Genomic DNA, 13731 nt, shown 5'->3' on the forward strand with positions numbered 1-13731 from the left:
TGTTAAATGAAGGAGGCCTTATTATTAAATGGGAGCGCAAGATTAAAAATAAAGGTAATGCTGTTTATTAAATTTAGCTGCGTAGCAGCTTACTAGCCCCCGCGTCTGGTGAAGCAGGGGAAGAACCCCCTCTTGGGTACTCAGCACTCAACACCGTTTGGGGACAAGTTGGCGCGGGAATTGTCGCAGACAGCGACCCTGAGAAAGAATGGTATGAATCTCTGCACAAAGCCCAAGCACAACTGGCAGCACTGAAAATACTAAATAATCAATAGGCAATAGTTTTCTTTCTAGTCCCCAGTCCCCAGTCCCCAGTCCCCAGTCCCCAATCCCGTTATCTATTTTGTGCCAATTAGCCACAGTTGTGGCAGTATGGAAAGAAGTTGAAAAGTTAGCTGTTGTCGTTGGGAACTTCAAAGGGTGTTTTCCCTTGCTACACCAAACTTTCAACAATAGGATCGGGACTATTTTGTGCCTTGTCTCCACAAGTTGGTAAATTGAAGTCACCAAAGCAGATGGTGATGTTTATCAACCAGCCTCTACTCTGTGAATCTACGCTTTGCGGCTTCTGTTGTACCATTTCGCTTCACTACCACTAGCTTCATCTGCCAATTAGAAACTAGATCGAGGTCTTCGTAACCGCAGTTTTGCATTTTAAGCAAATATTCTGACGAATGTTGGTATTATCGTCTGAATGTTTGGAATTCACTGCGAAAAGATATACATACCCCACTTTGACTACACCTTGACTCTTAAATGAATCCAGAAAACGCAGAAACTTACATAAACCATCCAACTTGGGGTTTACTCTACAAAATCTGTATGGTTGATGAGAACCAGGATTTGTTCACCACGCTTTATGCCCAGCGCCTGTTTTTTTTGGTCGCAAATGACGTTAAAGGTGTTAAATTCCAGCCTATAGGACGGACTGAGGCGAGAATGATGTTGGAAAATCGCTTACGTACCCTGCGGCGCAGTGGACATTCTCAGGAGTACGATCAGCTTCAGAGTGTTTTCCAACGCACCTTCCAATGAGCAGTTCGATTTCTGAACGTATTGTTTCCATTCGCTCCTCCCTACCAACTTCAGTCAAATTGATTGCTGTTAGCAAACAAGTTCCTGTCGAGGCCATTCGGTCTGCTTATGCCGCAGGAATTCGTGATTTTGCGGAGAGTCGCATTCAAGAAGCTGCCAGCAAACAAGCCGAGTTGCAAGACTTACCGGATATTACCTGGCACTTTATTGGACATTTACAAAGCAATAAAGCCAAAAAAGCCATCGAACAATTCCCTTGGATTCACTCTGTGGATAACTTGAAACTGGCACAGCGCTTAGATCAATTAGCCCAACAGCTAGGAGTGAGTCCCCAGGTTTGCCTGCAAGTGAAAATTCTCCCAGATTCCAACAAGTCTGGTTGGAGTGTGCCAGAACTTTTGGCTGATTTACCTACACTCGCTCAATACAAAAGTTTACAAATTCAAGGTTTGATGACAATTCCACCTTCAGGATTAAAAGATCCGGAAATTTTGAATGTGTTTAATCTCAATCGTGAGCTAGCAAAGCAAATCCAGAAGCAAAACTGGTCGCACATTAAAATGCAGCAACTATCTATGGGTATGTCAGGCGACTACGAACTAGCAGTGCAAGCAGGCGCAACGATGGTACGATTAGGAACAATATTGTTTGGCGATCGCTCTTAGCCCTCGATCGTCAGCTTTCCAGGTCAGTATTAATAGAGATCGGGATTTGATGACAAGAATTTTGTAAGAGACTGGTGCAATTAGAAACAAAGGATATAGTATTGACAAGAGCAATCGTCAAGGGAAAATGGGATAAAAAGAGCTTTCCTTCGGACAAACCTTAGGATATAATCTTGACTCATTATTATGTTTAGGCGATGCACAGACCTTTATAAAAAGTAGTCAGTTCATCGCCAAAACCAGTAGTATGGGTTACAAATAGCAAAAGACTTGCTGAAGTATCCACCGATGTAGCGATCGCTCCTTCCTCAATAAATCCATTGGCCAAGTCAATACAGGCTATTCGCACCAGGAGAGTACACACACAATGAACAACATCTTTTCCAAACTCAGAGACTTTGTAGGTCTAAATGAGCAAGTGGAATACGAGTATTACGAAGAAGAACCAGAAACAGACAATAATAATTACCAAAATCTGTATCAGCAAGAAAATCCCCAACCCCCAGCCCCACAAGAGAGCGCAACCGCTCAAAATCGACGCTGGCGGGAACCAGTGCCTACAATGGGAGATGATATCGCAGCAGGTTCAAAGCCAATGGGGAATGTGATTGGTATGCCAGGAGCAATTAACGGAATTTCGGAAGTTTTAGTCCTCGAACCACGCACCTTTGAAGAAATGCCTCAGGCAATTCAAGCGTTGCGAGAACGGAAGTCAGTGGTATTAAATCTGACAATTATGGATCCAGATCAAGCTCAACGAGCAGTAGATTTTGTTGCAGGTGGTACTTACGCACTAGATGGACATCAAGAGCGCATCGGTGAGAGCATCTTCTTGTTTACGCCAAGTTGTGTCCAAGTTAGCACCCAAGGTGGCGTTCTTCATGAAGTACCACAACCCCCAGCCCGTCCCTCTCGTCCTACAGGTTCTCCAAATAATCAAACCTGGGGTAACGAAACTAACCGGATGGCACAATAAAGTTAAATTAGTTGTTAGTCCTTTGTCATTTGTCATTTGTCTTGGGTTTTGATAATAGTGACAAATGACAAACGACAAACGGCTAATGACAAATGACTAACGATCGATAATGACTATAAAATTTGGGTTAATTGGTGGTGGGGTAATGGGAGAAGCGCTCTTATCCCGCCTTATTGTGCGTGGAATTTATCAATCATCAGAAGTCATAGTTAGCGAACCGCTACCTTCACGCCTAAATTTTTTGAAACAGCAATATGGTGTTGCTGTGACGACAGATAATAGCGAGGTTTTCACCCAAGCAAAAGAAGTAGTCTTTTTGGCAGTGAAACCGCAGGTGTTCAGCGCGATCGCTCAAGAATTAGCAAGTATTGATATTATTAATAGAGAACAATTACCCCTGATTATTTCCATATTAGCGGGTGTGCCTTTAAGTCAGCTAGAAGCTGCATTTGTGCAATTGCCAGTTATCAGAGCAATGCCCAACACCCCAGCCACTGTGGGAGCAGGAATTACCGCCGTTTGTTCAGGTGCATATACCAATGCCAAGCATCACCAAATAGCACAACAAGTTTTTTCTGCTGTGGGTGAAGTAGTGGAAGTCTCAGAAGGGCTGATGGATGCAGTCACAGGGTTATCTGGTAGCGGGCCAGCTTACGTGGCACTGCTAGTAGAATCACTTGCTGATGGGGGAGTATCCGCAGGTTTACCTAGAGCAATTGCTAATCAACTAGCCTTGCAAACTGTACTAGGAACAGCGAAACTGTTGTATGAAACTAAAATGCACCCAGCAGAACTCAAAGATCGCGTTACCAGTCCCGGAGGTACAACCATTGCGGGAATTGCCAAACTAGAACAGGCAGGATTTCGTTCAGCTTTAATTGAAGCAGTCAAAGCTGCCACAGAGCGATCGCAAGAACTGGGAAAATAATAAAGAGTCATTAGTCATTTGTCCTTTGCAAATGACCAATGACCAATGATAAATGACAAATGACTATTAACGAAGTTGAAAAAAGACTCGTTAGTATAGTAAACAATCTGGTTGCAAATGTGATTGAGTGAATTATCCTGCACCGTCTCCAGAACTTGACTTAGGGTCTATATTTCCCTTTGATCTGGATCAGTTTCAAAAAGAAGCGATCGCGTCCCTAAACGCCGGACGCTCCGTAGTCGTGTGTGCGCCCACAGGTTCGGGCAAAACATTAGTTGGGGAATACGCCATTTATCGCGCCCTAGCGAGAGGGAAACGTGTATTTTACACCACTCCCCTGAAGGCGCTGTCGAATCAAAAATTACGTGACTTTCGAGAAAAATTCGGGTTTGATCGAGTCGGACTGTTAACTGGAGATGCCTCCATTCACAGGGATGCACCGATTTTGGTGATGACCACAGAAATTTTCCGAAATATGCTCTATGGCACACCCATCGGCCAAGTCGGCATCTCATTAGTAGACGTGGAAGCGGTGATCCTTGATGAGTGCCACTACATGAACGATCGCCAGCGCGGTACAGTTTGGGAAGAATCTATCATCTATTGTCCTCGGGAAGTGCAACTGGCAGCCCTCTCAGCAACGGTTGCCAACAGCGATCAACTCACCGATTGGTTAAATCGCGTTCACGGCCCAACTGACCTAATTTACTCCGATTTTCGCCCAGTTCCCTTAGAATTTCACTTTTGCAATCCCAAAGGGTTATTTCCCTTGCTGAATGATAGCAAAACTAAAATTAACCCCCGTCTTCTTCAGAAAAAAAAGGGGAAAGGGGGAGAAAGGGACAGGGGGAGAAGTGGCAGACCGGAAGCTCCTGGCATAATTTATACCTTGAGCCAGTTAGAGCAACGGGATATGCTACCAGCGATTTACTTCATCTTCAGCCGCCGGGGATGTGATAAAGCGGTGGCAGAAGTGGGTGATTTATGGCTGGTAAATAATGAAGAATCCCAAATTTTGCGGCAACAAATTGATGACTTTTTAGCCCGCAATCCCGAAGCCGGGCGTTCTGGACAAATTGCACCCCTGTACCGGGGAATTGCTGCCCACCACGCCGGAATTCTGCCTGCATGGAAAGCACTGGTAGAAGAACTATTTCAGCAAGGGCTGATTAAAGTAGTATTCGCCACTGAGACGCTGGCTGCGGGAATTAATATGCCCGCTCGAACAACGGTAATTTCTACCCTTTCCAAGCGGACTGACACCGGACACCGCCTGTTAAATGCTTCCGAATTCTTGCAAATGGCAGGACGAGCAGGCCGCCGGGGGATGGATAAACAAGGTCATGTGGTAACAGTCCAAACTCCCTTTGAAGGAGCCAAAGAAGCGGCATATTTGGGAACATCCAAGCCAGACCCCCTCGTAAGCCAGTTTACGCCCAGTTATGGGATGGTACTCAACTTGCTGCAAACCCACACCCTAGACCAAACCAGGGAACTGATAGAACGCAGTTTTGGACAGTACATGGCCACCTTGCATCTAAGACCAGAATACGATGAGATTGCCGAACTAGAAAAACAATTAGCTCAACTTCACGAGCAAATCGCCGCAGTTGATGAAAATGAACTGGCTATTTATGAGAAATTACGGCAACGTCTGAAAGTCGAACGCCAGATATTGAAAACCCTGCAAGAGCAAGCGCAGGAGGATAGACAAGAAGAACTGGGGATGATGTTGGACTTTGCAGTGTCAGGAACTCTGTTGAGTCTCAAAGGCAAAAACATCACAGTGTCTTCACCTGTAACCGCAGTGTTAGTGGGAAAATCGCCAGGTTCTGGTCAAGCTCCTTACTTGGTATGCTTAGGGCATGATAATCGCTGGTATGTGGCAACCACAGGGGATGTAGTCGATTTGTATGCTGAATTGCCGCGAATTGAAGTGTCACCGGATATACTACCACCGCCAGAGATGCCCTTGAAGCCCGGACAGTCGCGCCGTGGTAACGAAGAAACTTTTGCGATCGCAGTGCGTATTCCCAATCCGATAGAATCTTTGCATCTGGCACCAGAAGTAGCAGAACAACTCAGTCGCACTGCTGCTGTTCAAGAGCAATTAGAAGCTCATCCCCTACATCAATCAGGCAATGCTGCCACACTTTTCAAGCGTCGGGCCCGCTATGTGGAACTAGAAGCCGAACTCGAACAAGTGCAAGGGCAAGTAGAGCAACAGTCACAACGTCATTGGGAAGAATTTCTCAATTTAATCTTAATTCTGCAACACTTTGGCGCTTTAGATAACTTAGTGCCCACGCAATTAGGGCGAATTGCTGCCGCCATTCGGGGTGAGAATGAATTGTGGTTGGGTTTAGTATTCGCTAGTGGTGAATTGGACAATTTAGATCCCCACCATTTAGCCGCCGCCGCCGCCGGTTTGGTGATGGAAACGCCCCGTCCAGATAGCAAGGTTAACTTTGAGCTTAGTAATGAAGTGGGAGATGCCTTAGCAAAATTGCGGGGAATTCGTCGCCAAATGTTCCAACTACAACGGCGGTATAATGTGGCACTGCCTATCTGGTTGGAGTTTGAGTTAATTGCCATAGTAGAACAATGGGCGCTAGGAATGGAGTGGACAGAACTCTGCGAAAACACCACCTTAGATGAAGGCGATGTGGTGAGAATTCTCCGCCGGACGTTGGATTTATTATCACAAATACCCCACGTTCCGCATTTGCCAGACTCTTTCTTGCGTAATGCACATCGGGCAATGCAGTTGATTGATAGATTCCCTGTAAATGAGGTGGTTGAATAAAGAAGAGGTTCTTATGAACAGAAAGTCTTTAATAATTGCTTTGAGTCTTTTTCTATCAGGATTGACGCAAAAATAGATGTTTTAGGGGCAATTCATGAATTGCCCCTAAAAACTGTGCCAAGAATGAATTTAGATTTAATAGTAGTGGTACGTAGTTAAAAATGCTTTTTTGGTTTCGTATACCTTCTATACGTAATTAATCACATGTATTTAACAGAAGTTGTAGTTGCTATAAGCGCTATTCAACCTTAGTACACCAAGTTTCCAGTACCGCGCAACTGACGTAAAGAATTTACGCACAAGGGACAGTCGCAGCCAAATGTCTTAATTGCAGCATCACTTTCCTCATCAGTAAAGTTCAACATAGCAATATTCTTATCTGATACGGATGTAACAATGGTCGAGGAACGTGCAGATGAGGTATAGGGTACTTTTCTCTCTGAATCTCGAATGCACACAAAATCTGTTCCACCATGTGGGTTAGTGATACAGGTACGACCGTCTTGTGTGTGCATCAATCGCTGTGTAATACTACCACTAGCATGGGCAGGATGAAATGCCACCAGTGTAGACATCATCGACACAAAGATTGAAGAAGTGGAAAGCAAATTCAGAAGAATCTTTTTGTTCATAAATTTCCTTGAGAAAATTGTCTACTAGTTTAGGGTATTCTATTCACTTTCAAACTTCAAGTGAATTTTCCCTAAGAATAGCTAGCTAGCTTGACACCTGTTACTCAATAAAGTTCCAATACCTAACCAGTTTGAGCATAAATTATTTAATACAGCAGAATTCAGCAGTCAAACTAGGCTTGAAGTCTGGCTTTAATATCTAAATTGTGTATTTCAGCAAATTTAAATCTGCTGTCAGCAAGTGGGTGTAAATAATTAAGTAAGTGGTCTCAATTAAATATAAAACCTCACCCTGGTTCCGGCTTCCCTCTCCTTAATAAGCAGAGGGATTGAGGGTGAGGTTTGATCTTATATTTAATTACGCTTAAAGGTTAGTGTTAAGGGCTGGAGCAACTTAACAATAAGCAATTTAATTAATTTTATATTGCGTAATCTAGTTTGATTTATTATTGCCTACTTATACCAATTCTGTATGAATATGCGCCATATATAAGGAACGAAGCGCAAAGGGCGCATTCGCGCAGCATCTCGTCAGAGAAGAACGCAAAGAAAGAAGCCAAGACAATTTGGCGCAACCTCACAAAGAAATGGTATTACTTGTATTCATAAGATAGTGAATGTTTGCTTGATGTAAGTATAAGAGCTTAATTAAATTAAGCTCGTAGTTAACACCTATAGCCAGTTAAAATCTGATGCACACAGATAAATCGCTCATTATGAGCAAAAGTCATACCTTCAATTCTTCTATCGATTGAGAATAATTATCGCTATCTTTACAAGATTTAAGCTCTAATTTAAATCAGAAGATAGCATCAATATTTAATAATAAAATCTGATATAGATTCTCATTCTTAAATACTCGACTTGTAAAAAGTTCTTTTTTTTATTACATTTATAAAAAGGCTCAAATATCAAGTAATTTACTAGCCTAAACACAAAATATGAAGCAAAAACTACATTCAGAATCTTCAGGTTGTTGCAACAATGAACACGACCATCACGAGAATCATAACCACAATCATAATCATGATAATCATAACCATGACCATGACCACAATCACGATGGAGAATTCAATCTGAAAAATGAAATATTACCTCTGGTGGCGATTTTAAGTTTATATGCACCTGGTGTAATTTTTGAAAATCAATTACATAATACGTTCTACTCGATAGGTGAATATCTACTTTTCATCCCTGCCTATTTATTAAGTGGATGGAGTGTTTTAAAAACTGCTGGACGTAATATACTCAAAGGTAGAGTATTTGATGAAACATTTTTGATGACAGTAGCGACATTAGGAGCGATCGCAATTCATAAATTGCCCGAAGCTGTCGGAGTCATGTTATTTTATAAAATTGGCGAATTATTCCAAGATATTGCCGTCAGTCGTTCTCGTAGTTCCATTAAAGCTTTATTAGAAGTCCGTCCAGACTATGCAAATATCCAAATAGAGGGGGAACTAAAAAAAGTCCCACCAGAGACAGTCAATATTGGGGATATCATCGTCGTCAAACCTGGAGAAAAGATTCCCTTAGATGGTGAAATTATAGATGGAAATTCCCAAGTTGATACATCTGCATTAACTGGAGAATCTGTACCGCGAACAGTGAGGCTAGGTGAGACAGTTTTGGCTGGAACGATTAATAAAATGGGTGTTCTCAGCATTAAAGTCACAAAACTCTTTGATGACTCTTCCATTGCCAAGATTTTAGATTTAGTGCAAAATGCCAAAACTAAAAAAGCAGAAACAGAAAAATTTATTACTAAATTTGCTCGATATTATACGCCAATAGTAGTTTTTACATCTCTAGCAGTTGCAATATTACCGCCTTTATTTATTACTGGTGCAAGTTCTTCAGAATGGGTTTATCGCGCTCTAATTTTGCTAGTTATTTCCTGTCCCTGTGGACTTGTTATCAGTATTCCGTTAGGTTACTTTGGAGGTGTAGGAGGTGCTGCTAAACGTGGGATTTTAGTTAAAGGCTCTACTTTTTTAGATACTCTAAACGAAGTTAATACAGTTGTGTTTGATAAAACTGGAACATTAACTCAAGGCGTATTTAAAGTAGCAAAAATAGTACCGTTAAATGGCTGGAATGAACGAGAGTTATTGCAATTAGCTGCAAAAGTAGAATCGCACTCAAATCATCCCATCGCTCAATCTATCCTTAAGGCTTATGGTGGAAAGATTGATGATTCTGAGGTGAGAGATTATGAAGAGATTGCAGGCTATGGAATTAAAGCCAAGGTTGAAAATAGAGTAGCGATCGCGGGTAGCGATCGCCTACTCCACAGAGAGAATATTGCTCATGATAATTGCCAGCTAGAGGGAACAGTTGTTCATTTAGCAGTGGATAATATTTACGCTGGGTATATTGTCATTGCTGATGAACTCAAAGAAGATGCAAGACACGCTATTCAAGCACTCAAGCGAGTGGGTGTAGAGAGAACAGTAATGTTGACAGGAGATAATCAAGCGATCGCATCTCAGATTGCTCAACAGTTAGGCATAGATGCTTACGAAGCCGAATTATTACCTGAAGAAAAAGTCAATGCCATTGAGAAGTTACTCAGCACCGCCGGCAAGCATGGTAAAGTTGCCTTTGTTGGGGATGGTATTAATGATGCGCCAGTGATTGCTAGAGCAGATGTTGGTATGGCAATGGGTGGCTTAGGTTCAGATGCAGCCATCGAAACTGCCGATATTGTCATCATGACAGATGCACCTTCAAAAGTCGCAGAAGCCATACAAATCGCTAGAAAAACTCGTACAATTGTTTGGCAAAATATCATTTTTGCCTTAGTAATTAAAGCTGTATTTATTGGATTGGGTATTTTTGGGATAGCGACAATGTGGGAAGCTGTCTTTGCTGATGTGGGAGTAGCTTTACTAGCAATTTTCAATGCTACTAGAGTGATGAAATAAAATTGTTAGCAAATCGGGAATCAGTAATTGGCAATTTGTAGTAGTTAACATTGAAGAGCTAAGAGTTGTTTCTTTCACGCTTCTCACTCTTAAGCTACTACCTAATACCCAGAATAGAACCCATGAATTCATCAATCAAGGGCATTGCTACAGCTACTTTAGCTCTACTATTAAATTATTCAGCAAATCCAGCCTTTGCATTACCACAGAAAATAAACCATCCAATTACTGTTGCTAAATCGCAAACATTAACAGACACCTTAATTGTTCCTGGCGAACGAGTGGGGCCGATAACACGAACAACCACCAAGAAAGATTTAGTGAAGCTGTTTGGTGCATCCCATCTTGTTGATAAAACTATTTCTGGCCCTGAAGGAATGGGTAGTTTTGCAGCTACTCAGTTAAATCTAAATCAGGGGCGATCGCTCTTGGTAGTTTGGAGTGATAATACTCGTACTAAACCTCTAGATGTGCGTAACCTCGGTTCAGCTTGGAAAACCCGCGAAGGTATTGGTGTTGGAACTCCTTTAAGTGAGTTACGCAAGAAGTTAGGTAACTTTAAACTCTATGGATTAGCATGGGACTACGGCGGTACTATTTTGCTGGATAGTAGCAAATTATCCCGCTATCAGGGTAAAGTCATCTTGCGAGTAGATGCTGCTCCTAATGCTTATGAAAAGTTCGCCAATGATTATCAAGCAGTTTCTGGGGATGGTACATTTTCTTCCAGCGATCGCCACTGGAAACCTCTGGGAATTAGGCTAGCAGAAATAATCGTTGTTCTTAACCCATCGGACTGACATTGAACAATTTCGATGGACATAGTGATGAAAGTTAGCAAGCGAATAAGCATAACAAATATCGGAGCTACTGAAAACAAATTCCCAGGTAGAACCTGGGAAGAAGTACACAATTTTAACTTTAATCATGTAGAGACGCGATGAATCGCGTCTCTACTCCTTTTTATTTCCCAAACCCTTTACCGCGAGAGGTTGAAGGTAAACAAATGCAATTTTCGAGTTGAGTAATTAAAGCCTCACGATCCAAATTTTGACCAATCAACACAAGTTGGTTTTTGAGCTTACCTTGCCATTCATCATCATCCAAGGTGAAGCGTTTACCGCAAAGGTGGAAAATATGACGCTTCGGACTTTCATCAAACCACATAATTCCCTTCGCTCGGAAGATATTTGAGGGTAGCTGATTATCCAAGAAATACTGAAACTTCCTAATAGAAAAAGGTTTGTCACTTTGGAAAGAGATGGAAGTAAAACCATCATTTTCTAAATGGTCAGAATGATGGTGATGATCGTGGTGGTCATGGTGATCGTGGTCATGATCGTGATGATCGTGACCGCATGTTGAGTGGTCATGATCGTCATGATGATCGTGGTTATCGTGGTCGTGATGGTCGTGTTCATCCACCACTGTGTCAAAATATTTATCAGACTCAAACAGACCAACACTGAGAATTAAAGGAAGTGGCACTTGCGATCGCGTGGCGCGAATAATTCTTGCTCCTTCCTTAACTTCGTTAATTTTTCCTTCTAACTCATTCAAAGTGCCTTCATCAACCAAATCAGCCTTGTTCAGCACAATGACATCGCCATAAGCAATCTGGCTGTATGCTGCCTCAGAGTTAAATAAATCTAGGCTGTAATTCGCCGCATCTACTACGGTAATAATCGAATCTAAGCGAGTTAAATCTCGTAATTCTGTGCCGAGAAACGTTAAAGCAACTGGTAACGGATCTGCTAATCCAGTTGTTTCTACTACTAGATAATCTAGATTTTCTTGGCGTTCTAAAACTTTGTAAACTGCATCTACTAAATCATTATTAATAGTGCAACAGATACAACCATTATTTAGTTCCACCATGTTCTCACCAGTGGAAACAATTAGCTCGTTGTCGATGCCAATTTCACCGAATTCATTTACGAGAACGGCGGTCTTCAAACCCTCCTGGTTGCTGAGGATATGATTAAGTAAAGTCGTCTTGCCACTACCGAGGAAACCCGTAATAATTGTTACTGGCATTCCTTGTTTGGGCGTATCCATTGCCGAAGATTCGGGTGTAACTGCTGATTGCATAGCGCTGTTATCAAATAGTCAAAAAATAGTAATGTAGCGCAGATAGTCCATAAAACACTAGCATAGGGATGCTGGACTGCCATCCCAGCTGCTTTACCCTATTATTACGTATCTTCTTATTTCAGCATTACTCTGTTATGACCCTAACACTCTACAATACCCTCACCCGTCGTCAAGAACCGTTTGAAACAGTCGAGCCAGGCAAGGTTAAGATGTATTACTGTGGCGTGACGGTTTACGACTACTGCCATTTGGGTCATGCTAGGGCTTGCATCGTTTGGGACGTAGTGCGCCGATACCTCCAGTTTATCGGTTATGAAGTCCGATATATCCAAAATTTTACCGATATTGATGACAAGATTCTCAATCGCGCTCGTGTTGAACATTCCTCAATGGAAGTTGTAGCCGATCGCTTTATCAAAGCATATTTTGAGGATATGGCGCGGTTAGGAATCAAAGAAGCTGATGAATATCCCCGCGCCACCCACACAATGAATGGCATTCAACGGTTAATTCATGAGTTAGAAAATAAAGGTTTTGCTTACCCTGCCGAGGGTGATGTGTATTATGCAGTCCGGCAGTTTGCTGAGTATGGCAAGCTTTCGGGACGCAGGTTAGAAGATATGCAAGCTGGGAAAAGCGATGCCTACGGCGGGCTACGCCTACGCGTCAACGTAGAAGATCCAGAGTACCAGAAAAAGAAAGACCCCTTCGATTTTGCTTTGTGGAAAGCAGCAAAACCGGGAGAGCCAGCTTGGGAGTCACCTTGGGGCGCAGGTCGTCCAGGATGGCATATAGAATGCTCGGCAATGGTGTGCGATCGCTTGGGTGATACCATAGATATTCATGCTGGTGGTGCTGACTTAATTTTTCCCCATCACGAAAACGAAATTGCCCAATCTGAGGCTGTGACAGGAAAACCCCTGTCGCTTTATTGGTTACATAACGGCATGGTGAAGGTAGATGGTGAAAAAATGTCCAAATCTTTGGGCAACTTTGTCACTATTCGAGAATTGCTAGATCGAGGAGTTGACCCGATGGCAGTGCGATTGTTCGTACTGACTGCTCAATATCGTACACCCATAGATTTTACTGACGAAGCGATCGCCGCAGCAACCAACGGTTGGCACACCATAAAAGAAGGTTTACTTTTCGGCTACCAATACGGCAAAAAACTAGGCTGGGATTTAGAGACTGGCAATATCCCAATACCCAGTCCCCAATACCCAGTCCCCAATCCCTATCTTGAACGTTTCCAAGAAACTGTGAATAACGACTTTAATTTTCCTGGTGGATTAACAGTGCTGTTTGAATTAGCCAAAGAACTGCGCCGTGAAGGGCATATTCTTGTGCATGAAGGAAAAACTGAAACTTCACCAGATGAGTTAAAGCATCAATGGCAAACTCTTGTCACATTGGCCGGAGTTTTGGGTTTAGAAGCCAAGATAGAAGCCGAGCCTGACAAGAGTAATGCTTTAAGCGATGCGGAAATTGAAGCGAAAATTCAACAAAGACAAGAAGCGCGTATTGCCAAAAATTTTGCCGAAAGCGATCGCATTCGTGACGAACTCCAAGCAGAAGGTATTACGCTAATTGATAGCCGTGATGGTACACGTTGGCATCGGAATTAGAAGGACTGGGGACTAGGGAAGGTTTCCCAATCCCCAATCC

11 protein-coding genes and 1 pseudogene are annotated in these 13731 nt (G+C 42.6%); 9 read left to right on the top strand and 3 right to left on the bottom strand.

The genetic code is table 11. The annotated features are described in order from the left end of the window. Positions 1 to 143: 143 nt before the first annotated feature. The 3 genes and pseudogenes from V7K42_RS20040 to V7K42_RS20050 form a co-directional block, all read left to right on the top strand. Positions 144 to 275, top strand: a pseudogene (locus tag V7K42_RS20040) (chorismate-binding protein); the annotation flags it as partial. A 481-nt stretch (positions 276 to 756) separates the two neighbouring features. After that, positions 757 to 1035 carry a transcriptional coactivator PipX gene (gene pipX, locus V7K42_RS20045; protein WP_094341608.1) on the top strand — a complete coding sequence of 93 codons (279 nt, stop codon included), beginning with the start codon at positions 757 to 759 and terminating at the stop codon, positions 1033 to 1035. Beyond that, positions 1032 to 1700 (top strand): YggS family pyridoxal phosphate-dependent enzyme, encoded by a 669-nt coding sequence (locus tag V7K42_RS20050; RefSeq protein WP_334919104.1) that lies wholly within the window; start codon positions 1032 to 1034, stop codon positions 1698 to 1700. The genes pipX and V7K42_RS20050 overlap by 4 nt, the downstream gene beginning before the upstream one ends. Positions 1701 to 1890: 190 nt before the next feature. Here the strand turns inward: V7K42_RS20050 and V7K42_RS20055 are convergent, their stop codons facing one another. After that, complete coding sequence (locus V7K42_RS20055; RefSeq protein ID WP_334919106.1) at positions 1891 to 2064, bottom strand: hypothetical protein; 174 nt, start codon at positions 2062 to 2064, stop codon at positions 1891 to 1893. Between the two features lie 3 nt (positions 2065 to 2067). Between V7K42_RS20055 and V7K42_RS20060 the strand changes: the two genes are divergently transcribed. From V7K42_RS20060 to V7K42_RS20070, 3 genes are all read left to right on the top strand, one after another. After that, complete coding sequence (locus V7K42_RS20060; RefSeq protein WP_094341610.1) at positions 2068 to 2676, top strand: cell division protein SepF; 609 nt, start codon at positions 2068 to 2070, stop codon at positions 2674 to 2676. A 109-nt stretch (positions 2677 to 2785) separates the two neighbouring features. Then, positions 2786 to 3604, top strand: coding sequence for a pyrroline-5-carboxylate reductase (gene proC, locus V7K42_RS20065; RefSeq protein WP_334919108.1), 819 nt, complete (start codon positions 2786 to 2788; stop codon positions 3602 to 3604). Positions 3605 to 3731: 127 nt separating this feature from the next. Then, positions 3732 to 6410: a DEAD/DEAH box helicase gene (locus V7K42_RS20070; RefSeq protein ID WP_334919110.1), complete on the top strand. Its 2679-nt coding sequence runs from the start codon at positions 3732 to 3734 to the stop codon at positions 6408 to 6410. A gap of 248 nt (positions 6411 to 6658) precedes the next feature. On the opposite strand, the gene V7K42_RS20075 is transcribed toward V7K42_RS20070, so the two are convergent. Further along, on the bottom strand, positions 6659 to 7042 hold the full coding sequence (locus V7K42_RS20075) for a hypothetical protein (protein WP_094341605.1): 384 nt from the start codon (positions 7040 to 7042) through the stop codon (positions 6659 to 6661). Positions 7043 to 7983: 941 nt separating this feature from the next. Between V7K42_RS20075 and V7K42_RS20080 the strand changes: the two genes are divergently transcribed. Together V7K42_RS20080 and V7K42_RS20085 are read left to right on the top strand one after the other, a co-directional pair. Further along, on the top strand, positions 7984 to 9969 hold the full coding sequence (locus V7K42_RS20080; protein ID WP_334919112.1) for a heavy metal translocating P-type ATPase: 1986 nt from the start codon (positions 7984 to 7986) through the stop codon (positions 9967 to 9969). A gap of 122 nt (positions 9970 to 10091) precedes the next feature. Beyond that, positions 10092 to 10769 (top strand): hypothetical protein, encoded by a 678-nt coding sequence (locus V7K42_RS20085; protein WP_334919114.1) that lies wholly within the window; start codon positions 10092 to 10094, stop codon positions 10767 to 10769. Between the two features lie 163 nt (positions 10770 to 10932). Here the strand turns inward: V7K42_RS20085 and V7K42_RS20090 are convergent, their stop codons facing one another. Then, positions 10933 to 12060, bottom strand: a complete 1128-nt coding sequence (locus V7K42_RS20090; protein ID WP_334919117.1) for a CobW family GTP-binding protein — start codon at positions 12058 to 12060, stop codon at positions 10933 to 10935. Positions 12061 to 12197: 137 nt separating this feature from the next. Between V7K42_RS20090 and cysS the strand changes: the two genes are divergently transcribed. After that, complete coding sequence (gene cysS, locus V7K42_RS20095; protein ID WP_334919119.1) at positions 12198 to 13691, top strand: cysteine--tRNA ligase; 1494 nt, start codon at positions 12198 to 12200, stop codon at positions 13689 to 13691. Positions 13692 to 13731 lie beyond the last annotated feature (40 nt).

Origin of the sequence: Nostoc sp., assembly GCF_036917455.1 — a bacterium.
GTDB lineage: Bacteria > Cyanobacteriota > Cyanobacteriia > Cyanobacteriales > Nostocaceae > Nostoc.

Excerpts from the sequence above, each read along its gene's own strand:
- pipX (WP_094341608.1), top strand. The coding sequence starts at position 757 with ATGAATCCAGAAAACGCAGAAACTTACATAAACCATCCAACTTGGGGT.
- V7K42_RS20050 (WP_334919104.1), top strand. The coding sequence starts at position 1,032 with ATGAGCAGTTCGATTTCTGAACGTATTGTTTCCATTCGCTCCTCCCTA.
- V7K42_RS20060 (WP_094341610.1), top strand. The coding sequence starts at position 2,068 with ATGAACAACATCTTTTCCAAACTCAGAGACTTTGTAGGTCTAAATGAG.
- proC (WP_334919108.1), top strand. The coding sequence starts at position 2,786 with ATGACTATAAAATTTGGGTTAATTGGTGGTGGGGTAATGGGAGAAGCG.
- V7K42_RS20075 (WP_094341605.1), bottom strand. The coding sequence starts at position 7,042 with ATGAACAAAAAGATTCTTCTGAATTTGCTTTCCACTTCTTCAATCTTT.
- V7K42_RS20080 (WP_334919112.1), top strand. The coding sequence starts at position 7,984 with ATGAAGCAAAAACTACATTCAGAATCTTCAGGTTGTTGCAACAATGAA.
- V7K42_RS20085 (WP_334919114.1), top strand. The coding sequence starts at position 10,092 with ATGAATTCATCAATCAAGGGCATTGCTACAGCTACTTTAGCTCTACTA.
- V7K42_RS20090 (WP_334919117.1), bottom strand. The coding sequence starts at position 12,060 with ATGCAATCAGCAGTTACACCCGAATCTTCGGCAATGGATACGCCCAAA.
- cysS (WP_334919119.1), top strand. The coding sequence starts at position 12,198 with ATGACCCTAACACTCTACAATACCCTCACCCGTCGTCAAGAACCGTTT.